The organism is Sphingomonas sp. BL-S-29 (assembly GCF_055521495.1).
The window spans coordinates 4,033,536-4,054,104 of the sequence record NZ_CM145482.1 but is presented as its reverse complement, the minus strand read 5'-3'; the positions used below and the strand labels follow the sequence as shown (position 1 = coordinate 4,054,104).

25 protein-coding genes are annotated in these 20,569 nt (G+C 65.7%); 13 read left to right on the top strand and 12 right to left on the bottom strand.

Annotation, left to right across the window (positions count from 1 at the left end; all coding sequences use genetic code 11):
• Positions 1–238: 238 nt before the first annotated feature.
• Complete coding sequence (locus ACZ1I2_RS19225; protein ID WP_465176173.1) at positions 239–415, bottom strand: hypothetical protein; 177 nt, start codon at positions 413–415, stop codon at positions 239–241.
• Positions 416–585: 170 nt separating this feature from the next.
• Between ACZ1I2_RS19225 and ACZ1I2_RS19220 the strand changes: the two genes are divergently transcribed.
• The 5 genes from ACZ1I2_RS19220 to ACZ1I2_RS19200 are packed head-to-tail and all read left to right on the top strand — an operon-like array spanning position 586 to position 3,063.
• Positions 586–711: a hypothetical protein gene (locus ACZ1I2_RS19220; protein ID WP_465176174.1), complete on the top strand. Its 126-nt coding sequence runs from the start codon at positions 586–588 to the stop codon at positions 709–711.
• 33 nt (positions 712–744) lie between these two features.
• On the top strand, positions 745–1,308 hold the full coding sequence (locus ACZ1I2_RS19215) for a phage tail protein (protein ID WP_465176175.1): 564 nt from the start codon (positions 745–747) through the stop codon (positions 1,306–1,308).
• 28 nt (positions 1,309–1,336) lie between these two features.
• Positions 1,337–1,879 (top strand): phage tail protein, encoded by a 543-nt coding sequence (locus tag ACZ1I2_RS19210; RefSeq protein WP_465176176.1) that lies wholly within the window; start codon positions 1,337–1,339, stop codon positions 1,877–1,879.
• 21 nt (positions 1,880–1,900) lie between these two features.
• Positions 1,901–2,497 (top strand): phage tail protein, encoded by a 597-nt coding sequence (locus ACZ1I2_RS19205; RefSeq protein ID WP_465176177.1) that lies wholly within the window; start codon positions 1,901–1,903, stop codon positions 2,495–2,497.
• Positions 2,498–2,532: 35 nt separating this feature from the next.
• Complete coding sequence (locus ACZ1I2_RS19200) at positions 2,533–3,063, top strand: N-acetyltransferase family protein (protein WP_465176178.1); 531 nt, start codon at positions 2,533–2,535, stop codon at positions 3,061–3,063.
• A gap of 87 nt (positions 3,064–3,150) precedes the next feature.
• Here the strand turns inward: ACZ1I2_RS19200 and ACZ1I2_RS19195 are convergent, their stop codons facing one another.
• Entirely contained in the window at positions 3,151–4,944 is a 1,794-nt protein-coding gene (locus ACZ1I2_RS19195; protein ID WP_465176179.1) for a hypothetical protein, read from the bottom strand.
• 23 nt (positions 4,945–4,967) lie between these two features.
• A complete protein-coding gene (locus ACZ1I2_RS19190) occupies positions 4,968–6,278 on the bottom strand; it encodes a patatin-like phospholipase family protein (protein ID WP_465176180.1) in 1,311 nt (436 codons plus the stop codon).
• A gap of 207 nt (positions 6,279–6,485) precedes the next feature.
• Between ACZ1I2_RS19190 and ACZ1I2_RS19185 the strand changes: the two genes are divergently transcribed.
• From ACZ1I2_RS19185 to ACZ1I2_RS19170, 4 genes are all read left to right on the top strand, one after another.
• Positions 6,486–8,213 carry a hypothetical protein gene (locus ACZ1I2_RS19185; RefSeq protein ID WP_465176181.1) on the top strand — a complete coding sequence of 576 codons (1,728 nt, stop codon included), beginning with the start codon at positions 6,486–6,488 and terminating at the stop codon, positions 8,211–8,213.
• Positions 8,214–8,347: 134 nt separating this feature from the next.
• A complete protein-coding gene (locus ACZ1I2_RS19180) occupies positions 8,348–8,731 on the top strand; it encodes a hypothetical protein (RefSeq protein ID WP_465176182.1) in 384 nt (127 codons plus the stop codon).
• Between the two features lie 54 nt (positions 8,732–8,785).
• Positions 8,786–9,910 (top strand): zinc metalloprotease, encoded by a 1,125-nt coding sequence (locus tag ACZ1I2_RS19175; RefSeq protein ID WP_465176183.1) that lies wholly within the window; start codon positions 8,786–8,788, stop codon positions 9,908–9,910.
• Entirely contained in the window at positions 9,907–11,262 is a 1,356-nt protein-coding gene (locus ACZ1I2_RS19170; RefSeq protein ID WP_465172595.1) for a hypothetical protein, read from the top strand. The genes ACZ1I2_RS19175 and ACZ1I2_RS19170 overlap by 4 nt, the downstream gene beginning before the upstream one ends.
• A gap of 39 nt (positions 11,263–11,301) precedes the next feature.
• Here the strand turns inward: ACZ1I2_RS19170 and arsC are convergent, their stop codons facing one another.
• The 5 genes from arsC to aroQ form a co-directional block, all read right to left on the bottom strand.
• A complete protein-coding gene (gene arsC, locus ACZ1I2_RS19165) occupies positions 11,302–11,640 on the bottom strand; it encodes an arsenate reductase (glutaredoxin) (protein ID WP_465176184.1) in 339 nt (112 codons plus the stop codon).
• Between the two features lie 3 nt (positions 11,641–11,643).
• Entirely contained in the window at positions 11,644–12,306 is a 663-nt protein-coding gene (locus tag ACZ1I2_RS19160; RefSeq protein ID WP_465176185.1) for a hypothetical protein, read from the bottom strand.
• A 211-nt stretch (positions 12,307–12,517) separates the two neighbouring features.
• Positions 12,518–13,870, bottom strand: coding sequence for an acetyl-CoA carboxylase biotin carboxylase subunit (gene accC / locus ACZ1I2_RS19155; protein WP_465176186.1), 1,353 nt, complete (start codon positions 13,868–13,870; stop codon positions 12,518–12,520).
• A 6-nt stretch (positions 13,871–13,876) separates the two neighbouring features.
• Entirely contained in the window at positions 13,877–14,350 is a 474-nt protein-coding gene (accB, locus tag ACZ1I2_RS19150; protein ID WP_465172599.1) for an acetyl-CoA carboxylase biotin carboxyl carrier protein, read from the bottom strand.
• A gap of 54 nt (positions 14,351–14,404) precedes the next feature.
• Positions 14,405–14,839, bottom strand: a complete 435-nt coding sequence (gene aroQ / locus ACZ1I2_RS19145) for a type II 3-dehydroquinate dehydratase (protein ID WP_465176187.1) — start codon at positions 14,837–14,839, stop codon at positions 14,405–14,407.
• Positions 14,840–14,986: 147 nt separating this feature from the next.
• Between aroQ and thiS the strand changes: the two genes are divergently transcribed.
• The 3 genes from thiS (at position 14,987) to ACZ1I2_RS19130 (ending at position 17,079) form a co-directional block, all read left to right on the top strand.
• A complete protein-coding gene (thiS, locus tag ACZ1I2_RS19140; protein ID WP_465176188.1) occupies positions 14,987–15,985 on the top strand; it encodes a sulfur carrier protein ThiS in 999 nt (332 codons plus the stop codon).
• Positions 15,985–16,758 (top strand): alpha/beta hydrolase, encoded by a 774-nt coding sequence (locus tag ACZ1I2_RS19135; protein WP_465176189.1) that lies wholly within the window; start codon positions 15,985–15,987, stop codon positions 16,756–16,758. Before thiS ends, ACZ1I2_RS19135 begins: the two co-directional genes overlap by 1 nt.
• Before the next feature lie 150 nt (positions 16,759–16,908).
• A complete protein-coding gene (locus ACZ1I2_RS19130; RefSeq protein WP_465176190.1) occupies positions 16,909–17,079 on the top strand; it encodes a CsbD family protein in 171 nt (56 codons plus the stop codon).
• Between the two features lie 64 nt (positions 17,080–17,143).
• Here the strand turns inward: ACZ1I2_RS19130 and ACZ1I2_RS19125 are convergent, their stop codons facing one another.
• A complete protein-coding gene (locus ACZ1I2_RS19125; protein WP_465176191.1) occupies positions 17,144–18,790 on the bottom strand; it encodes a thiamine pyrophosphate-binding protein in 1,647 nt (548 codons plus the stop codon).
• 203 nt (positions 18,791–18,993) lie between these two features.
• Between ACZ1I2_RS19125 and ACZ1I2_RS19120 the strand changes: the two genes are divergently transcribed.
• Positions 18,994–19,311, top strand: coding sequence for an antibiotic biosynthesis monooxygenase (locus ACZ1I2_RS19120; protein ID WP_465172605.1), 318 nt, complete (start codon positions 18,994–18,996; stop codon positions 19,309–19,311).
• Positions 19,312–19,602: 291 nt separating this feature from the next.
• Here the strand turns inward: ACZ1I2_RS19120 and grxD are convergent, their stop codons facing one another.
• The 3 genes from grxD to ACZ1I2_RS19105 are packed head-to-tail and all read right to left on the bottom strand — an operon-like array spanning position 19,603 to position 20,511.
• Positions 19,603–19,935, bottom strand: coding sequence for a Grx4 family monothiol glutaredoxin (gene grxD / locus ACZ1I2_RS19115; protein ID WP_465176192.1), 333 nt, complete (start codon positions 19,933–19,935; stop codon positions 19,603–19,605).
• Positions 19,936–19,949: 14 nt separating this feature from the next.
• Complete coding sequence (locus ACZ1I2_RS19110) at positions 19,950–20,183, bottom strand: BolA/IbaG family iron-sulfur metabolism protein (protein ID WP_372852413.1); 234 nt, start codon at positions 20,181–20,183, stop codon at positions 19,950–19,952.
• 4 nt (positions 20,184–20,187) lie between these two features.
• On the bottom strand, positions 20,188–20,511 hold the full coding sequence (locus ACZ1I2_RS19105; RefSeq protein WP_465176193.1) for a DUF1476 domain-containing protein: 324 nt from the start codon (positions 20,509–20,511) through the stop codon (positions 20,188–20,190).
• Between the last annotated feature and the right edge of the window lie 58 nt (positions 20,512–20,569).

Below are 20,569 nucleotides of genomic sequence, written 5' to 3'. Positions count from 1 at the left end.
AGGCCTCCCGCCAATCGCGAGGCCGATGATCGGGAGAGCGTCGTCGTACCAGAAATGCGCCATCTCCGAAAGATGTCGCGCGTCTCGACTGGCTGGATTGAAAGATCATCTTGACGTAAAGGACGAAGTAAAATCCCAATACGACGGATCTTCGGCTCTCCATCGAAAGTCCCGGCAAGACATGCCGAAGATGTCGTGGCTTGGAGAGTGATCCAGGTGCCGGCTTATCTCTGGCTGTTCAGGATGTCGTCCAGGTGCCGTTACCGTCGTCGTTGGGAGGAAACGCCCCACCTTCGGTGAACTCCGCAACCGAAAAGACCGTCACGCACTGGAGCGGGGCGACCCAAAGGGCCGGCGGGGCATCGGCCGCGCGCTGGCCCACAAGAGCGTCGGTATTGCACTGTTCGGTCATCATCACTCCCGTCATATCAATTAGTTGCCGTAACGGACCGCCGGGGATTTACGAAGCTCGTCGCGCCGCGGCAAGCTTGTTTATCTCCCTATGTCTCATCGGACTTACCGCAGCTTCCGGTTCATCTCAAGAACCTGCCCCACCCGTAATGGGGCGGGCAATAGTCGCATTTGATGATGGCAGCCGTTATCAAATCTGTTCTGTTCGCAGTGATTAAAAACGGACTTCCTGAACAAATTGCACCATTTCTTGTTGTAAAAGATGTGGCGCGCCAAGGTTGTGAAGTTACGTGCGGTTGAAATCGCCAGAGGATAATCGGTGGGAGGGAGTGGATGTCTGAAAATTTTGTTGGTGAATTGCGGCTGTTCGCGTTCGGAAAAACGCCCGTCGGGTGGCTACCGTGCGAGGGCCAGATCCTGACCATAACGCAATATCAGGCGCTCTTTGCGCTCATTCACAACACTTATGGCGGGGACGGCAAGGTCAATTTCGCGCTGCCCGATTTGCGGGGCCGCGTCGCCGTTGCACAGGGCCAATCGAACGCCGGTCCGACCAATTATCAGCTCGGGAAGACCGGGGGCGCGGAAGGCGTGACGCTGACGGCGACTCAAACCCCGCCGCATGTCCATGTCGTCGTTGCGTCACAGTCCACGACGACGACGGCGAGCGGCCCCGCCAACAACTATATCGGGGAGGCGCTCGCCAGCAATACGGGAATTCAGCCCTTCAATCTCTATGCGCCGACGCCCGGGAACCCCAACGACCCCAGCTGGCTGCCGCTGCACCCTTCGACCTTTTCTTCGGTGGGCGGCGGCGGGGCGCATGAAAATCGGCAGCCGATTCTCGCGGTGCAGATCTGCATCGCCACGCGCGGCCTCTGGCCGGCGCGCAATTGAATGTGCTCTCCATCAAGCGGAGGAATATATGTCGGATTATTTCCTGGGCGAAATTCGCCTTTTGGCGTTCGATCAATTTGCGCCGGTCAATTTTCTGCCCTGTGACGGTCGCCTGCTCGGCATTTCGCAGTATCAGGCATTGTTTTCGCTCCTTGGCACGGCCTATGGCGGCGACGGAGTCTCGACCTTCGGTATCCCCGATCTGCGCGGCCGCAGCCCGGTCCACAAGGGCCAGACCACGGGCGGCGGTACCAATTATGCGCTCGGGCAGTCCGCCGGGGCGGAACTGGTGACGCTGACCCTGGCGACGGTGCCGCCGCATACACACACGATATCGGCGCTGAACAGCACGGCGACCGCCATGATACCCGCGTCGAACAATGCGCCGGCCAATGTCGGATCGGATTTCTATTATTGTAACGAATCCCAGGCCGGCACGATGGTGACTCTCGCCCCGGGGAGCGTGATCACGAATGGCGGGAGCAATCAGCCGCACCTCAATGTGCAGCCAAGTCTCGTGCTGTCCTATGTGATGGCCGTGAACGGCACCTATCCCGACTTCAACTCGTGATCCTGACCACAGGAGATTTTTATGGCTGATGCTTTCATTGGCGAAATTCGCATGTTTCCTTTCGGCTATGCCCCGATCGGGTGGATTGTCTGCAGCGGTCAGCAGGTCGGTCTGATGCAGAATCAGGCGCTCTACAGTCTGCTGGGGTCGAGGTTCGGCGGGGACAACAAGACCTACTTCAACGTGCCCAATCTGAACGGCCGCATCCCGCTGAGCTTCGGAACCGCGAAGACGGGCACGCCCTATACCTTTGCCGGGACATTGGGGCAGGAGACCGTGACGCTGGTCTTCAACGAGGCGCCGGCCCATACCCATGTCGTCACCGCCAAGGTGTCGAGCGCGGGGATAGCGGGCATGACGGGCGTCGCGCAGACGACCGGCACGCCGCCGTCGTTGGTCGGGACGTCGTTCCTGAGCCGGCCGCTGACGGCTGCGGGCCAGACCATCAAAGCCTATGATATTCCACCGGCGACCAACGATACGGCGTTTGGCGTGAAGGTTTCGGTGGGCTATGGCAATGTGCAGTTGGGCACGGATCCGCACCCGAACGTCCAGCCTTATCTCGTCATGGCCTATTATATCTGCAACGACGGGACCTACCCGCCGCGCCCCGATTGATCGGGGCCGGACGGGTGGGGCCGAGTGGCCCGTGGTTGGCGCTGTCGGCCGAGTGGAAGGCGCGCGGAATCGGCCTCAGGCTGCGGCAGCCGGAGGATCTGGCGTTCCTGCGCGACCTCTACCGCAGCACCCGGGCCGAGGAAGTGGCGGCTGCCGGGCTCGATCCGCTGTCCGCCGCGCTTTTCCTGAGTAGCCAGTTCGATCTCCAGTGCCGCCATTTCGACGCGCACCATATGCTCGGCGGGCAGCGTCTCGTCGTGCTCGCCGGGGATCGGCCGATCGGCCGCATCGACCTCTGGCGGACCGAGGCGGCGGGGCGCCCCGATCTGCGCCTGGTCGATATCAGCGTCCTGCCCGAATGGCGCGGACAGGGCCTCGGCGCCGGGCTTCTCGCCGCGGTGCAGCGTGCCGCGGCGGAGGGCGGGCGCAGCGTCAGCCTGCACGTCGACAAGATGAGCCGCGCCATCCACCTCTATCGCCGCATCGGCTTTCGCAAGACGGCGGACACCGGCGCTTCGTGGCGCATGGAATGGCGGGCGGGCGGCGTCCCCAGGGCGCGAGGCTGAGCGACCCGTGCTTGGCTGGTCGAGCGGAATCCGGCCCTGGCTGAAACTCCTGGCGCGGCTCGCCTTGCTCTCGGCGCCTTGCCCTGTTCAGGGATCGAGCAGGCCATAGTCGACAACCGCCCGGTTGCGGAACACGCGCTTGCCGAACGGGGTGAGCAACGTGTCTCGCGTATCGCGCCACTGGCGGATCAGTGAGTCCTTTAGCTGTGGGTGGCCATAATCGGCATAGACCTTGTTCTTGTCGAGCTCGCCCCGCTTGGCCCAGTGCATCGAATAGGGGATGTGGTTGCCGTCCAGCGTGTCGCGCACCAGTTTGGCACCTTGCGGCAGCGTGTCGGCGAGCAGTTCGAGGGCGGCCTTCAGGTCCGCGGCGTAGGACAAGGTCGGTTTGACTGTCGCATGGGCCATCGCGCAGATCAGCGGCGACAGGCCGTCGATCTCGATCACCGCATTCTTCTCGAAGCGAGTGAAGGCGAGCGTGCCGCATGCCTTTTCGACGAAACGCACGGTGAACACGAACGACGGAGGCAAATCCCTTACGGCAGCGCAGAGCAGCGGCAGCACCTGCGCAAGTTGCTCGAGCGGGACGGCGAAGGAGGCATTGTACAGCGCGCCCGGCCGGTCGCCCGTGATTTCCCCGTCATGCATCTGGCTCCAGCGAAACGGTCCCGGTGCGTCTGCTCCGTCCGGATCGAAGTCGCCATTGATCATGTCGTAATGCTGCATGCCGAGATACCGGGCGAAGGCCGACGGCGCGTTGATGAGGAGCGAGAAAACCCAGGCCGGGACGGTGCCGGCGGCCTTGGTGGCGAAGCCCATCGGAATGGTGGCCGGTGCGTTTGCCACCGCGTTGACGAGCAGATCGCCGAGTTCCATGAGCACCAGGTCCGGATGCTGGATGTTGGCGGATTCCGAGACGAACGCGGCGCGGCTGGTGCGGAAATACATGGTGTGTGTGGACACATCGTCGAACAACGCGTGCGGATTGATCGTGACCTCGTAGAACAGCGGCGCGGCCTTGCAGCCGAGGTGCTGGGCCATGGCGGTGAAGTCGCCGGCGGCGATGCTTGTCAGCAACGCGGGCTGCAGGATGTCGACGCGCCGCATCACCGTGAAATGGTCGTTGGTCGTCAGCTCCAGGGCCATACCGTTGACGATTCCCATCGCGCCGAGATGGACCAGCGCATCCTCGAAACGATCATCGTCCCGTACCAGCCTGGGCGGTTTGCCGTTGATCGCCAGCCTGGCCAGACCCTGGGCGCTCAGCAGCGGCGCTGACGCCGGCTCGATCCACACATGCTCGCCGCTGCCGACGATAAGGTGCAGGCCCAGCACCATATTCTGGATACCGCCAAAGCCGAGCCGTGAGCCATGGCTCGACGTGCCGATCGATCCGGCGACGCTGGGCCATAAAAAGGTACCGCTGGTGTGGATCGTGCGGTTCCTGCTTTCCGCCCAGTCGGCGAGGTCGCGCAACGTCGTCCCCCCGCTGGTCAGCGCCACGAAATCGGCGGCCGACCGGCAGCGCGGGTCGCGTTCGTCGTCGGCGAGCATCTCGGTCCCCTTGAGGCCAAGCGCATCGAGCTGTGCGTCAGGCGTGCCGATCAACGGCGCGAAGCTCCAGCACTTGCCGGTGGTGCCGGCGGCGAAGCCGGTCGGAGGTGCGGGATTCTGCGCTTCGAGTTTGGCCAGATAGTCTAACAATACAGCCCCGGTCGCCGCGAAGCGGGCCAGCCCCGATGGCATCGTCACATCGCTCGCATCGATATGGGCCAGGCTCCTGATCTGGAGGTGCGGAACGGGGTTTTGTGGCGTCGGTACGCCCAGCGTATAGTGGAAGTTCGACCAGTCGACGTTGGACTCATAGGTGATCTTGGGCATCGCTTGCTCCTTCACGGATCGGTTCAGCGGCCACCGGGAGTGGCGGGCAGGTGCTTCATCTCCAGCTCGGACAGCGCAATGAAGCCAGGCCCGTACCTGGCCTTGAAGCGCCCCCAATCGGCCAGGCAGTTCATGAATGTCTTGTCGAACAGCGCGGCCGGGCGGGGGCCGCAGGAAGGGGGAATCACTGGCACTTCGCCGGCCGGGTGCGAGATGTCGCCCGGCTTGGGGCGCGGCGCGTTGAAGCCGTCGGCCGAGATCACGCTGATCGGCCCCTTCGGATAGTTGATGCGCAGGCTCGCGATCGACATCAGCTCGTTCTGGTTCACGATCGTCGAATAGCCGCGCAGGCCCAGGCGCAGGATATCCGGCCTTGCATCGACTTCGGCGGTGCCGGGATGGTCCTTGTCATCGGCGTCGCGGAAGACGATCGTCGGGCCGTTGCGGATCACATAGAGGTGCGGCCGGTCGCGGGCATCGGGGCGTGCCAGGAACTTCGTCATCCGCTCGCCGATGCCGGTATCGAACACCGAACTGCGCACGCCGCCATCGGTGTAGCTATGCCCGTCGATCTGCACGGGCGTGAGCCGCACCGGGATGGAGCTTGACGCGATCGCGGCGCCGGCGACGCATTCGGCCACGCGGGACAGCGGCTGGTTGGTGGCGATCGCCTGGCGCACCAGCCGGGTGATGTGCACTACCTTCAGGTCGCCGCTGCGCGCTTCGACCGTCGCGACCGACAGGGCGGGGCTGTCGGGGCGGGCGATGCGCAGCAACGGCGATTCCGAGCCGTCCGACGGGAGCAGATAGGCCATGACCTTCGCCCGGAGCGGCGTGATATCGTTTTCGGATCCACGCGACAGCATGCGGAGCAGACCGTTCTTCTTTGACAGCTCGCTCTCGTCCTTGATGCGATAGGCGGCCTCCAGGCCCGCATAGTCGTTGGCGGCGATGAACAGCCCCTGCAGCGCCCCCGTGCTCACGCCGGTCACCACCGCCCAGTCCCGCTTGCCGAGCTGGTTCAGATAGCCGGCCCCGAACGCCCCCCAGCTGCCACCGCCGGAGAGCATGAGCACTGGCAATTCCAGCGGCGCAGCTCGCTTGTCCGACAGGATACTCGCCCGCCGGTCCTCCCAGCCCTTGAGCGCCTCGATGATCGGATCGCTCCCGCTGCCATCGATCTGGAACGACCGGATTCCGCTGCAATCCGGCTTGCCGTCCAGCCCGTTTGGGCATTCGTCATATCCGGCGTCTCGCTGCAGTTCCGCGAAGAGCGGCGTGGATTGATAGCTCTCGATGTTGCCGCTGAGCATGTCGCCGCAGCGAAACTGCATCGGTCGTGCGCCCAGATGGACGCACCCCCCCAAAAGAACCGGGACGGAGATGATTGCCGCGATTCGCATTTCGGTTGCCCCTCTTTGGCGTTAGGAAAGGATTCACTCGTTGCCGGGGGCTTTAAGCGGCGCAGAGTCCGAAAAGCGTGAAACGGGCGTCGCTGCGTAACGGGTTCCGGCATCGGCCGTGGGGGCGGGGAATTGGGGATGCAGCGCTATCGGCTCAATCTGGTGGGGCCCTTCGGGCTTTTTGCGCCCGATGGCAGCCGCATCGAGATCAGCAGCCAGAAAGCCGCCGCGCTCATTGCGATCGTCGTCGTTTCGTCGGGCGGCGTGCGCGCCCGCCGCAAGCTGGAGGCGATGTTGTGGGGGGCTCGCGCGCCCAAACAGGCACAGGACAGCCTGCGCCGCGAACTCTCCAATCTGCGCAGGGTGCTGTCCGATCATGGCGCGAGCGATCTGCTGATCTGCGAGACCAAACGGGTGGCGCTGGCGATCGACCGGCTGGAAGTCGACGTGTTCGCGCTCGGCGTGAGCGCGCCCGATGCCCGCACCCGCTTCGGTGGCGATTTCCTGGAAGGCATCGATCTGCCGGATTGCGACGAGTTCGAGGACTGGCTGCGCGAGGAGCGCGAGCGCGTGCGCGACATGATCGAACTGGCGCTGCCCGAGCCTGCCGAGCCGCTGCCCAGCGCCGACGAGATCTTCGGCGGCGCCGTGCCGACCGCGCGCGAGACCCTGGCATTGGGTACGCGGCCGTTGCCACCGCCCAAGCCGTCGGTTGCCGTCCTCCCCTTTACCGTGCTCGGCCCCGATCCCCAGGCCTGGCTCGGCATCGGGCTGGCAGGTGAGATCAGCGTGTGCCTGAGTGGTTTTCCGCAACTTTTCATCGTCTCCAGCAACGCTTCGCGCCTCCTGGCGGAGGAGGGGCGGTCGCGCCCCGAGATCGCCAGCCGACTGGGCGTGCGCTATCTGCTCGACGGCACGATATTGAGCGACGGCGACAATCTGCGCGTGCTCGCATCGCTGATCGACGGGCTGAACGGCGAGCAATTCTGGTCGGACACCTTTATCGGCCGGATCGACGCCAGTTTCACCTTCCAGCAGGCGATCGCCGGAAAGATCGCACCGCAGATATGGACCAAGGTGGATCATGCCGAACGCCAGCGCAGCCTGCGCCTGACTGGCCCGATCTCCGGAGACTATGAACGTTATTGGCGCGCCAATGCCCTGTTCCGTAGCTGGGAGAAGGAGGCGATCGCCGAGGCGCTCGACCTGACCTTGCAGCTGGTCAATGACGATCCGACCTGCCCTTGGGCCACCTCGCTCGCCGCCTATTGTTGCAGCATCGCCTATCTCATGAACTATTCGCCGGACCGCGAGGCGACGCTGCGCCGGGCGATCAGCAATTATCAGGCCGCGATGCGCTTCGGGGCGGAGAATGTGGAGGCGCTGGGCTATTGCGCGGGCACGCTGATGAATATCGGCGGCGACCTGGAGATGGCCGATCGAATCGTCGCCCGGGCGCTGCATCTGCTGCCGGCGCACCAGCCGACGCTGTTCTGGGGCGGCTGGGTGGACGTACTGCGCGGCGACGCCGAGCGTGCCTCCGAGCGGTTCGAGCTGGCGCTGCGGATCAACCCGGCGACCGGCGCGCTTGGGCAGACACTGTCGGGCATCGGCTTCGCGGCGCTCCAGCGCGGCACGATCGAGGACGCCTATCACTTCTTCGTCGAGGCGGACCGTGCGACGCCGGGCTTTCCGCCGACGGCGCTCGGCCTGTGCGTGAGCGCCCACTTGCTCGGCAGGCAGGAAGAGGCCCGCACGCTTGCCGCCACGCTGGTGAATGGTCCGGGACCGGCGCTCGCGCGGCAAATGCGCCGACCCGAGCATCGCCAGATGCTGGAGGCCATCTTGCAGGCGGCTGGCGCGTGATCGGGACATTCTGAACCGTTTCGGCGCGAATTCCCTTTTTCACGCTCGGCGAACAGGAATTTCACGCTGCCCGGACCCTGATGGGAGGACTGTCTCCTCGTTGCGATCGACCCGGATCGCGAAGGAGGAAGATCATGCAAGCCATTGTCACGATCACCGCATTGGTGATGGGCGGCCTGTGTTTCGCGCTGTTTCTCTGGTTGAGTGTGAAGGCGCAAACCGCAAGGCCGTCCGAACCGGCCAGGCAGATGGCCGTAAAGGCCCAGGGGCTCACCCCGGTGAGCGTCGGCGAACTCACTGACCTCGTCAAGGCGCTGACGTCGCTGAGCGAGAGCCTGTCCAAGGCGGGGCCTGCATTGGCCCTGCTGATCGGCTCGATTCTGTTCCTTTCCATCGCCGCGGTCGCCAGCGGCGCGGTCGTCGGCAAGCCTGGGCCTGCGGAGTGCACCGCGAAATGCACGCCCGCCAGCGGCGCACAAGGCAATGCCCTCGCGCCGGCCGAGCCGCCCAGGAAATAGTCCTGTCCGCCGACGCGTCGTCGGCATCCCAACTTCTTACCACAGGAGTGCGTCATGACCGTTCATACCTGCACGCCCAAACGCCTGCCCGAAGCGTCGATCGACGGCGCGCTGATCAAGGCCGTCGAGGTCAATCTGCGCAACTATTCTCCCGTCACGCGCTTCAAGCGATTGCTTCCCACGCACGACCTCGACCGCGCATCGCTTTCAATTCTCATCGAGCGGAAATGGAAGACCAACGGGGTGCGGCTGACCGTCGGATTTCTCGACAATCCCGAGCCGGTGCTGCGCCGGCGCATCCTCGCGCACATGAACGCATGGGGGACGAGCGCCAACGTCGCCTTCACCGAGACCAGCGGCGAGGCCCAGGTCCGCATTGCGCGCGGCGGCGGCGAGGATGGCGGCTATTGGTCCTATCTCGGCACCGATGTCCTGCTGATCGACGCCGACAAGCCCACGATGAATCTCGAGGGCTTCACCATGAACACGCCGGAAAGCGAGTTCATTCGCGTCGTCCGGCACGAGACCGGCCACACCCTGGGTTTCCCGCACGAACATATGCGCCGCGAACTGGTCGAGAAGATCGATCGGGAAAAGGCCATCGCCTATTATATGGCGACGCAGGGCTGGTCGCGCGAGGAAGTGATCGCGCAGGTCCTCACGCCGATCGAGGATGGCTCCCTGCTCGGCACGCCCCGCGCGGACAGCAATTCGATCATGTGCTACCAGATCCCCGGCGCGCTGACGCGGGATCACCATCCGATCCCGGGCGGCGCGGATATCGACACGCTCGACTATGACTTCGCCGCCACCTGCTATCCGCACGCGCCCGCCGCCGCGGCGATGGAGGCGCTGCATGCGCTCACGGCGGCGCGGGACCCGGGCGGCGGCGTTGCCGACTTCTCGCAGGCGCAGGCCGAGACCTGCGTGATCGACGGCGTGCTGCGCGTGCCGGCCGAGGAACCTTCGCTGACCGACACGGTCGCGGATGTGTTCGACGATGCGGACAAGGTGCGGGTCCTGCTGAGCTGCGTGCAGGATGTGATCCACGATCTCGGAATCTTCGTCTCGCTTGCCAGCGGCAGCGACGCGGAAATGACTGAACTGGGCAAGGAATCCTATCTCTCCCTCGCCGCCTGGGTGCGCGACCAGGTGCTGGCCAATGGGAAGTATCTGTGAACCGCGCGCTGCTCGCCGCCGCCACGGGGCTGGCGATCGCCGCCTCTCCCGCCGCGCAGGCACGCCCGGGGGCCGAGAGGCCGGACCGGAACCTCATCGACAACCTCGCCCCGCTGATCGCGAAGCATTGCACGCCCACCGGCGACAGGCGGGGTGAGATCAAGGCCGCGGCGCTGTACGAGGCGTTGCTGTCGAGCGATGTGGTGACCTTCAAGAACGTTGCGCCGCTGCTGGCGCAACCGGGGAGCGTGCTGGCGCCGCTCTTCATCGCCGGGAAAGGCGATGACCGGGGAGCGTATCTGCTGGTCAGCCGCACGGTCGGCGGCTGGACTGCGCCGACGGAAGAGGGGGCCGGACGCTTCCTGCCGCTCGCCGATGGTGGCATCGAGGTGCAGGCGCGCAGCGGCGGTCCGCTCGGCGCGGCCGACACCGCGGCCGTGCTTGCCGACATTTTCGATCGGAGCGACGCGAACTACCGCTTCCTGTGCATCCCGTCGGCCGAGCACACGCCGCCGCCCTCCGATGGCGGGGGTGTCGGGCAGTTGCTGATCGCCAAGGAGCCGACCGATTTCGCGGCGGCAAAGCTTACCGACCGCCCGTTCGCGGAGTTCGCCTATCTGCGCGACGAGGATGCGGACACTGACACCTATTCATTCTACGGCACGCTCGGCATCGGCTTTGGCGACCGGTCGATCGGTAGAAAGGCGTATGACGCGGGGCGCAGCAAGGTGATGGCGCGCATTCGTCCGCTTGTCTTCACGCAGCTCGAATATGAGAAAGCGAGCGATGCCGCGACGGCAAAGGTCGACAATCTCAATCTCGGTCTGCAACTCGGCGGTGTCGTGCAAACCCGCGGGAAGACCACCGCCAATCACTTCTATGCGCTGAGCGTGCGCTATCTCACCGATACGCGCTTCGACTCCTCGGGCTGGTCCGTCGCCGCCCAATGGACACCGCGCTTTCCCATCCCTGGCAATCTTATCGCCGCGCCGCTGGGCGGCGGCGTCGACTTCTCGTGGAAGCTTACCGGCGTCGGCGATCATGCGGGCTTCAGCGATATCGGCCGCAAGACCGATCTGGCGGGCGCACCGCATTATACGCGGCTGGGGTTCGATGCTGCCGCCCAGCTGCGCCTGAAGCTGGCGAACGCGGATATCCTGTCGCTGGCCGGCACCTATGCGCTGCGCGAGAATCTGGAGCGCGGGCTCGGGGATGCCCAACGGCTCGGGCTTCGCCTGACCTTCGCGCCGTCGGACAATCTGTCGATCGGGCTCGGCTATGATCGCGGACGCAATCTCGACACGCTCGAGCATTCACGCACGGTGAAGCTCGTCGTCGGAATCCGCAAATGATCGCAGAACGTCTCGATCGGGGCCGCGCACGCGCATCCCTCAGAGAATCTCGCGTACCTTCTCCGGCGGCCGGCCGAGCCGGACACCCTTTTCGGTCTCGACGAGCGGCCGCTCGATCAGGATCGGATCGACCATCATCGCATCCAGGATCGCGTCGCCCTCGGCATATTTGAGGCCGCGCGCCGCATCCTCGGCCATGCGCAGGCCCTGGCGTGGCGTCATGCCGGCGCGTTCGTACAGCGCGGCGAGCTTCTCGCGGGTCGGCGGGGTCTTGAGATACTCGATCACCGCGACCTCCACGCCGGGCGCCTCCTGCAGGATCGCCAGGGTCTCGCGCGACTTGGAACAGCGCGGATTATGCCAGATCGTCGCCTTCAACTCTCAACTCCCAACCTTCAACTGTCTCGTCAGGCTCACCCACCAGGCGAGCAGCGCGAGCAGCACATAGGCAAGGAGTCCGAGAATGGCGAGCGATGGCGGCGGCGGATCGACGATCGTCGCCGGCTGCGGCCCGAACCAGTTGAACGCCTGGAACGCCGCCATCGCCACGGCCAGCGCCGCGACGGGCACCCACGGCCCGCGCGTCTTCCGGGTGAACCAGGCAAGCGTGCCGTAAGCGAGGATCAGTTCGAGCGGCATCTCGATCGCCGGATAATTCCACAGCCCCAGCCCGAACGGCGGCGGCCCGCCCGCGAGTGTCAGATCGGGCCGGTGGACCAACAGGTCGATCAGCCAGTGCGAGAACACGACGGCGCCACCGATCAGCGCCGTCACGCCGCTGCGCCGCCACAGCCATATCAGCAGCGCGAACCCCGCCGACCAGGCCAGCGCGCCGATGAGGCTGTGAGTCCAGGGCATGTCGTACAGATCCATCGGGTTCATCGCGGTGATCCCGGGGACGAGCCGCATATGCTCCACGCCGAGCAGCACGAAGGAGAAGAAGGCGAGATCGACGAGCTGCGCCGCGACGAACAACGTGCCCAGCCGCGGCGCCTTCGGCGAGGTCGCCGCCACGAACGCTGCACTGTAATGACCGATGAACATATTTCCCTCTCCCCCTGTGGGATGAGGAGCATTGGGTGAACAGCGCCCCGCGCTGTTCAGGTCATGCCGGGGGCATGACCGACCCGATGCTGGGCCCAAGCGAAGCTTGGGAAGGGTGAGGGGGACACTCGCCTGTGTCCCGAACCTCACTCCCCCTCATCCGGCGCTACGCGCCACCTTCTCCCACAAGGGGAGAAGGTCTCTCCACAACTCAATCCTCCTGCCGCGCCAGCCATTCCTCGAGCCACTTGATCGTATAATCCCCCGCCTGGAAATCCGGGTCCTCGATCAATGCCTGATGCAGCGGAATGGTCGTCTTCATGCCCTCGATCACGAACTCCTCCAGCGCCCGGCGCAGGCGGCGGATCGCGCCCTGGCGGGTGGTGCCGTAGACGATCAGCTTGGCGATCATCGAATCATAATAAGGCGGCACGCGGTAGCCGGCATAGAGCCCGCTATCGACCCGCACGTTCATGCCGCCCGGCGCATGATATTGCTTCACCAGCCCGGGCGAAGGCGCGAAGGTCCGCGGGTCCTCGGCGTTGATGCGGCATTCGATGGCATGGCCGCGGAACACCACGTCCTGCTGGCGCAGGGTCAGCGGATGCCCCTCGGCGATGCGGATCTGCTCGCGCACCAGGTCCAGACCGGTGATCATCTCGGTCACCGGATGCTCGACCTGAAGCCTTGTGTTCATCTCGATGAAGTAGAACTCGCCGTCTTCCCACAGGAACTCGATCGTGCCCGCGCCGCGATAGCCCATGTCGGACATCGCCTTGGACACGATCCCGCCCATGCGCTCGCGATCCTCGGCGCCGAGCACGGGGGAGGGGGCCTCCTCCAGCACCTTCTGGTGGCGGCGCTGCAGCGAGCAGTCGCGCTCGCCGAGATGGATGGCATTGCCCTGGCCGTCGCCGAACACCTGGAACTCGATGTGGCGCGGGTTGCCGAGATATTTTTCCATGTAGACGGTCGCGTCGCCGAACGCCGCCTTGGCTTCGCTGCCCGCCTGCATCATCAGCGTTTCGAGCTGATCCTCGGACGCGCACACTTTCATGCCGCGCCCGCCGCCGCCCGAGGCGGCCTTGATGATTACCGGATAGCCGATCTCCCCCGCGATCGCCTTGGCCTCGACCACGTCGCCGATCGCGCCGTCCGAACCGGGGACGAGCGGCAGGCCGAGCGCCCCCGCGGTGCGCTTCGCCTCCACCTTGTCGCCCATGGTGACGATATGCTCGGGCTTGGGCCCGACGAAGATGATGCCATGCGCTTCGACGATCTCGGCGAAACGGGCATTCTCGGACAGGAAGCCATAACCGGGATGGATCGCGTCGGCATGGCTGATCTCGGCCGCCGAGATGATGTTGGCGACGTTGAGATAGCTCTCGGTCGCGGGCGGCGGGCCGATGCAGATCGCTTCGTCGGCGAGCCGGACATGCATCGCGTCGGCATCGGCGGTGGAGTGCACCGCGACCGTCTTGATGCCCATCTCATGGCAGGCACGATGGATGCGCAGCGCTATTTCGCCGCGATTGGCGATCAGGAGCTTCTTGATTTCAGCCATTATGGCTTACTCGACGACCACGAGCGGCTGGTCGAACTCGACCGGCTGGCCGCTCTCGACCAGGATCGCGCGGACGGTGCCGGCGCTGGGCGCGAGGATCGGGTTCATCACCTTCATCGCCTCGACGATCAGCAGCGTATCGCCGGCCTTGACCGTCTTGCCGACGCTGATGAACGAGGCCGCACCGGGCTCGGGCGACAGATAGGCGGTGCCGACCATCGGCGACTTGACCGCGTTCGCGGCAGGAACGGCCGCCGGGGCCTCGACCGGCGCGGCGGCGGTTGCCACGGGCGCGGCGACAGGCGCCGGCGCGTAATGCGCCGTTGGCGCCGCTGCGGCGGCCTTGCGCGCGATCCTGATGCGCCGTCCGCCGTCCTCGACCTCGATCTCGGTCAGCTGGGTTTCGTCGAGCATCTGCGCGAGCTGGCGGACCAGCTCCACATCGATCCGCATCGGATCGGTATTCGTTTCTTCGGCCATGCGACCCATGATCTCCCTTATTGGGCCAAAAACCCTATTAAGCGGGGCGTCCTGTCAGAGACGGGCGGCGGCTTCAAGCGCAAGCAGGTACGAAAGCGCGCCGAAGCCGGCGATGGTTCCCCGTGCGGCACGACCTACCCAGCTCAAATGCCGGAAGTCCTCGCGCTTGTGGGGGTTGGAAAGATGCACCTCGATCACGGGCGTTTTGATCGATTTGATCGCGTCGTGAATCGCGACCGAAGTGTGGGTGAAGGCGGCGGCATTGAGGATCACTGCCTTGGCGCCGACGGCCTGCGCCTCGTGCAGCCAGTCGACCAGGTGCCCCTCGTGATTCGACTGGCGCACATCGACCTTCAGGTCGAGCTCCCGCGCCCGATCCTCGAGCTGCCCGGCGATGTCGTCGAGCGTGTCGCTGCCGTAAATCTCCGGCTCGCGCAGCCCGAGCAGGTTCATGTTCGGACCGTTGAGGACGAAGATCGTATCGGCCAAGGAGGAGCCTTTCGGTTGCGGGCAGCGTCTCGCCCTCTATATCGCGGGCGGCCCTTCTTTAGCCGTTCGTGTCGAGCGAAGTCGAGACACAGTGGTGCGGGAACGGGCTTCTCGACTTCGCTCGAAGCGAACGGCTAGGGAAGATCAATGCACACCGATCACACCGTCTCGATCCGCGTCAACGGCGAACACCGCCGCGTCGCCGCGGGCCTCACCCTGGCGCAGCTCGCCGCCGATCTCGGCCTCGTCCCCGAAAAGGTCGCGGTCGAGCGCAACCTCGAGGTGGTGCCGCGCTCGACGCTCGGCCAGGTCATGGTCGAGGATGGCGACGAGCTGGAGATCGTCCATTTCGTCGGCGGCGGCGACGTCACGCCGACGCTCGACAGCTGGACGGTGGCCGGCCGCACCTTCCGCTCGCGGCTGATCGTCGGCACCGGCAAATACAAGGATTTTGCCCAGAACGCCGCCGCGCTCGAGGCCTCGGGCGCCGAGATCGTCACCGTCGCGGTGCGCCGCGTCAACGTGTCGGATCCCAATGCGCCGATGCTGACGGACTTCATCGACCCGAAGAAAGTCACCTATCTCCCCAACACCGCCGGCTGCTTCGATGCCGAATCGGCGATCCGCACCCTGCGCCTGGCGCGCGAGGCGGGCGGCTGGGATCTGGTGAAGCTCGAAGTGCTGGGGGAGGCCAGGACGCTCTATCCCGACATGGTCGAGACGCTGCGCGCGACCGAGATCCTGGCGAAGGAAGGTTTCCTACCCATGGTCTATTGCGTCGACGATCCCATCGCGGCGAAGCGTCTGGAGAATGCCGGCGCGGTCGCGATCATGCCGCTGGGCGCGCCGATCGGTTCGGGTCTCGGCATCCAGAACAAGGTGACGATCCGCCTGATCGTCGAGGGCGCGAGCGTCCCCGTGCTGGTCGACGCGGGCGTCGGCACGGCGTCCGACGCAGCGGCGGCGATGGAGCTCGGCTGCGACGGCGTGCTGATGAACACCGCCATCGCCGAAGCCAAGGACCCGATCATGATGGCCGCGGCGATGAAGGCCGGGGTCGAGGCGGGGCGGCTCGCCTATCTCGCCGGCCGCATGGGCAAGCGCCTCTATGCTGATCCGTCGAGCCCTTTGGCGGGGTTGATCTGATGAAGTCGGTGCGTGTCGGGTTGATGCTGCTCGCGGCGACCGCGCTGTCGTCGTGCGACAAGCCGGAGACCAAATACAACAATGTGCCCCCTTCGGAGGCGCATTCCTGGACGCCGGTGACCTTCAAGGCCGCCGACGACCTCACCATCTTCGCGCGCAGCTATCCGGCGGTTAAGCCCAGGGCCGTGATCCTGCTGTTCCACCAGGCGGACTCGAGCAAGGGCGAATATACCGAGATCGCGCCGCGCCTGCGCGACGCCGGCTATACCGCCATCGCGATCGACCAGCGCTCCGGCGGCAAGCTCTATGGCGATAACGAGACCGTGGCGTTGCTCGGCAAGAGCACTGACTATCTCGAGGCGAAGCCCGACCTGCAGGCCGCGCTCGATTTCGCCAGCCAGTCGAAGCTGCCGGTCATCCTGTGGGGCAGCAGCTACTCCTCCTCGCTGACCTTCCCGCTCGCCGCGGAGAATCCCGGCAAGGTGAAGGCGATCCTGGCCTTCTCCCCCGGCGAATATTTCCCGGACAAGGCGCTGGTGAAGACGGCGGCGGCCAGGGTGACCGTCCCGGTCTTCATCACCTCGTCCAGCGACTCCGGGGAGATCGCCGAGGCGAAGGCGATCGCCGCCGCGGTGCCCGGCGGTCGCGCCGAGCAATATGTGCCCGCCGCTGGTGTGCACGGCTCGTCGACGCTGATCGCGGCGAAGGACCCCAAGGGCGCCGAGGCGAACTGGGCGGCGGTCATGGCCTTCCTCAAGAAGGTCGCACCCTAGGGGCGCCCGCCGGCGGCATCCCCTCTGTTTTCAGTGCATTGCGAGGCGGATACGCGATGAACCGCAGGAACCGCGCGCGCGATCGACCGTTCTTGTTCCGGGAGTGGCTGGCGCCGGCCCTCGGCGCCGCGGACACCAAGGAGCACGGACATGGGTGAACTCGTCGACAAGATCAAAGGCAATGTCAACGAAGCGATCGGCAAGGCCAAGCAGCAGAGCGACAACCCCGCCACGCGCGATGAAGGCGCCGGTCAGGAAGTGAAGGGCAAGGCCCAGCAGACGATCGGCAAGGTCAAGGGCGCGCTCGGCGACGATATCTGACGCGATCCGTTTCGATTGTCTTGAAGGCCGCTCCGGGTGACCGGGGCGGCCTTTTCCATCCTGGTTATCGCTTCCGGATCGCCGAGATCGTCGTGGCGGGCGTGATTGCCTCCAGGTCGGTCTTCAGATGGAGCAGGCGTACCCCGGTCTCCGCCATCGCGCGTTCGAGCGCGGGGGCGAAGGCTTCGGTCGTCTCCACCGTCTCCGCCCAGCAGCCATAAGCCCGGCCGAGTGCCGCAAAGTCCGGGTTGCGCAGCTCGGTGCCGGAAATGCGCCCGGGATATTCGCGCTCCTGGTGCATGCGGATCGTGCCGTAGCCGCCATTGTCGATCACCAGCACCAGCATGTCGGCGCCGTGCCCGACCGCGGTCGCCAGTTCCTGCCCGTTCATCAGGAAGCAGCCATCGCCGGCCAGCGCCACCACCATGCGATCCGGATGCCGTAGTGCCGCGGCGGTGGCGGCCGGCACGCCATAACCCATCGCGCCGGCGGTCGGCGCCAGCTGGCAGCCGGGGCCGGCATAGCGCCAGTAGCGATGCCACCAGCCCGAATAATTGCCCGCGCCGTTGCAGATGATGGTGTCGGCCGGCAGCGCATCGCGCATCGCCGCGACACAGGGGGCGAGATCGAGCTTGATGTCGCGCGGGGCGGGGTTGGACCAGCCGAGCCACTCCTCATGCGCTTCCGTGCCGGCAAAGCCGGGCAGGGCGGCATTGGATGCGGCGAGCGCGGCCGAGAATTCCGCCATGCCCGCGCAGATCGCGAGATCGGCGTGATAGGCGCTGTTCAGCTCGTCCGGGTCGGGATGGACATGGATCAGGACCTGGCCGGGATGATCCGGGGTGATCAGCGCATAACCGTCGGTCGTCGCCTCGCCGAGGCGCGGTCCGACGACCAGCAGCACATCGGCCGCCTTGATCCGCGCGACCAGCTTCGGGCTGGGGCCATAGCCGAGATTGCCCGCCCAGGCCGACGAGGCATTGGGGATGGCATCCTGTCGGCGGAACGCGGCGGCGACGGGAAGGCTCGAGCGTTCGGCAAAGGCCGTGAAGTCTCGCGTCGCGGCGGCATCCCAGCCCGCGCCGCCGATAATGGCGACGGGCGCCTTCGCCCCGGCGAGAAGATCGATCGCGGCCGTGACCGCGTCACTGGAAGCCGCCTGCGCGGGCCGCTCGATCCGCGACCGATCCACCGCGACGACCTCGTCCAGCAACATGTCCTCGGGCAGTGCCAGCACCACCGGCCCCGGCCGACCCGACAGCGCGATACTCCACGCCCGCGCGACATATTCCGGGATGCGCGCGGCATCGTCGATCTTCGCCGCCCATTTCGCGATGGGCCCGAACATCGCCGGAAAATCGATCTCCTGAAACGCCTCGCGGTCCTTCGTCCCGCGATCGACATCGCCGATGAACAGCAGCATCGGCTGCGAATCCTGCATCGCGACATGGACACCGATCGAGGCGTTGGTCGCGCCCGGCCCGCGCGTCACGAAGGCGACGCCCGGCCGCCCGGTCAGGGTGCCGTCGGCGCAGGCCATGAAGGCGACCCCGCCCTCCTGCCGGCACACCACCAGGTCGATCTCGGGCGTATCGTGCAGCGCGTCGAGCACGGCGAGGAAGCTCTCGCCGGGAACGGTGAAGATTCGGTCGCAGCCTTGCGCGACGAGCTGGTCGACCAGGATACGGCCGCCGGAGCGTGAGTTCGTCATGCCGTGATTCCTGGACCGGCCCGCGCCAATTTGCTAGTCCGTGCCGGTCGAAAAGAAGCCGGCCGGTATCGGTAAGCCCGGCCACCGCTCCTTCGGGAGCGCTCTCCGTATCCGCCGAGGCGGAACCCGCGACAGGAAGGGACGCGATACCCGCGTTCCCGGCCTGTCGGGGTGCGCCCCACAGGCCTGTACGGAGAAACGACATGCCGATCATTACCAGCGGAACCGGGGTCATCACCCAGATCAACGTCTTCACCTGCGATCCCGCCAACCAGGCGGCGCTGATCGCCCTGCTCGCCGAGGGCGCGCGATCGGTCAGTGACGTGGAGGGCTGGATGTCGGCCAGCATCCACCGCGGGCTCGAAGGAAATCGGGTGGTGAACTATGCCCAGGTGCGCGACCAGGCGGCGCAGGATCGGGTGATGGCCCGGCTGAAGGCGAGCGATTTCTTCGCGCGCAACGCCGCGCTCGGCACCGCGCATCCCGGACTGTATGAGGTCGCCGTCACCATCGGCGGTTGAACTGTCGGAAGGGTTTACAGTCTGCGCGGCGCGGGCAGGGGCGTTAACCATCGCCATGCCCGGATGTCCGTCCTTCATCGGGACTGGCACGCCGACTGCATAGTCTGAAGCATGCCGAGCGTTCATCGCTTCAGCAGGACGGGCCGATACTCCCCCCGATCTCGTATCGGTCCGTCCTACCCGGTTCCTCCATCGCCCGAATGTCCCGGCCAGCGAGCCCGCGAAAAAGGGCTCCGCCGCGGTCATGCCGCAGGCGAAGCCCCTTCATGAAACCATGGTCTTCCGCGCGGTTTATCCGGCGGAGGTGACGCCCTGATCTTCCAGAAGCTGTGCGAGCTCGCCGCTCTCGTACATCTCCATCATGATGTCCGATCCGCCGACGAACTCACCCTTTACATAGAGCTGCGGAATGGTCGGCCAGTCGGAAAACGCCTTGATGCCCTGCCGCACGCCCTGGTCCTGCAGCACGTCGACGCTGTCGAACTCGGCGTTCAGGTGATTGAGGATGGCGACCGCGCGGCTGGAAAAGCCGCATTGCGGGAAGAGCGGGCTGCCCTTCATGAAAAGGAGAACGTCGCTCTTGGCGACCATCTCGGCGATGCGGGCCTGTGCGTCATCGGTCACTGGTTCTACTCCTGTTACTCGGGAACCGCGGTGGTGAGCTGAAGCGCGTGAAGCACCCCGCCCATCCGCCCGCCCAGCGCGGCATAGACCGCCTGGTGCTGCTTGATTCGGGGCAAGCCCCGGAAACTCTCGGACGTCACGCGCGCCGCATAATGATCGCCGTCACCGGCGAGATCGGTGATCTCGACCCGGGCATCGGGGATGCCCCCGGTGATCAGCGCCTCGATCTCTTCTGCCGCCATCGCCATGGGATTATTCGGACTGCATCAGCTGGCGGCGGGCCTCGATCGTATGGTCCTCGATCGCGCGGCGCACCGCCCCCTCGTCGACCTCGACACCCGCGGCGTTCAGGTCGCTGACCAGCTTGCGAATCACGTCCTCGTCGCCCGCTTCCTCGAAATCGGCCTGCACGACTGCCTTGGCATAGGCGTCGGTCTCTTCCGGGGTGAGCTTCATCCGGGCGGCGGCCCATTGCCCAAGCAGCCGGTTACGCCGCGCCGTGATGCGGAACGCCATTTCCTCGTCGCGCGCATATTTGGTTTCGAAGGCCCGCTCGCGATCGTCGAAAGTGCTCATGGTTGCTCGGTCCCCTTGGGTCTTTCAAATATTACCGCGGAGATAGGGGCGCGGCCGC

Bases quoted from the DNA above. Each gene is read 5' to 3' on its own strand.
- ACZ1I2_RS19225 (WP_465176173.1), bottom strand. From the start codon at position 415: ATGATGACCGAACAGTGCAATACCGACGCTCTTGTGGGCCAGCGCGCG.
- ACZ1I2_RS19220 (WP_465176174.1), top strand. From the start codon at position 586: ATGATGGCAGCCGTTATCAAATCTGTTCTGTTCGCAGTGATTAAAAAC.
- ACZ1I2_RS19215 (WP_465176175.1), top strand. From the start codon at position 745: ATGTCTGAAAATTTTGTTGGTGAATTGCGGCTGTTCGCGTTCGGAAAA.
- ACZ1I2_RS19210 (WP_465176176.1), top strand. From the start codon at position 1,337: ATGTCGGATTATTTCCTGGGCGAAATTCGCCTTTTGGCGTTCGATCAA.
- ACZ1I2_RS19205 (WP_465176177.1), top strand. From the start codon at position 1,901: ATGGCTGATGCTTTCATTGGCGAAATTCGCATGTTTCCTTTCGGCTAT.
- ACZ1I2_RS19195 (WP_465176179.1), bottom strand. From the start codon at position 4,944: ATGCCCAAGATCACCTATGAGTCCAACGTCGACTGGTCGAACTTCCAC.
- ACZ1I2_RS19190 (WP_465176180.1), bottom strand. From the start codon at position 6,278: ATGCAGTTTCGCTGCGGCGACATGCTCAGCGGCAACATCGAGAGCTAT.
- ACZ1I2_RS19185 (WP_465176181.1), top strand. From the start codon at position 6,486: ATGCAGCGCTATCGGCTCAATCTGGTGGGGCCCTTCGGGCTTTTTGCG.
- ACZ1I2_RS19180 (WP_465176182.1), top strand. From the start codon at position 8,348: ATGCAAGCCATTGTCACGATCACCGCATTGGTGATGGGCGGCCTGTGT.
- ACZ1I2_RS19175 (WP_465176183.1), top strand. From the start codon at position 8,786: ATGACCGTTCATACCTGCACGCCCAAACGCCTGCCCGAAGCGTCGATC.
- ACZ1I2_RS19160 (WP_465176185.1), bottom strand. From the start codon at position 12,306: ATGTTCATCGGTCATTACAGTGCAGCGTTCGTGGCGGCGACCTCGCCG.
- accC (WP_465176186.1), bottom strand. From the start codon at position 13,870: ATGGCTGAAATCAAGAAGCTCCTGATCGCCAATCGCGGCGAAATAGCG.
- accB (WP_465172599.1), bottom strand. From the start codon at position 14,350: ATGGCCGAAGAAACGAATACCGATCCGATGCGGATCGATGTGGAGCTG.
- thiS (WP_465176188.1), top strand. From the start codon at position 14,987: ATGCACACCGATCACACCGTCTCGATCCGCGTCAACGGCGAACACCGC.
- ACZ1I2_RS19135 (WP_465176189.1), top strand. From the start codon at position 15,985: ATGAAGTCGGTGCGTGTCGGGTTGATGCTGCTCGCGGCGACCGCGCTG.
- ACZ1I2_RS19130 (WP_465176190.1), top strand. From the start codon at position 16,909: ATGGGTGAACTCGTCGACAAGATCAAAGGCAATGTCAACGAAGCGATC.
- ACZ1I2_RS19125 (WP_465176191.1), bottom strand. From the start codon at position 18,790: ATGACGAACTCACGCTCCGGCGGCCGTATCCTGGTCGACCAGCTCGTC.
- ACZ1I2_RS19120 (WP_465172605.1), top strand. From the start codon at position 18,994: ATGCCGATCATTACCAGCGGAACCGGGGTCATCACCCAGATCAACGTC.
- ACZ1I2_RS19110 (WP_372852413.1), bottom strand. From the start codon at position 20,183: ATGGCGATGGCGGCAGAAGAGATCGAGGCGCTGATCACCGGGGGCATC.
- ACZ1I2_RS19105 (WP_465176193.1), bottom strand. From the start codon at position 20,511: ATGAGCACTTTCGACGATCGCGAGCGGGCCTTCGAAACCAAATATGCG.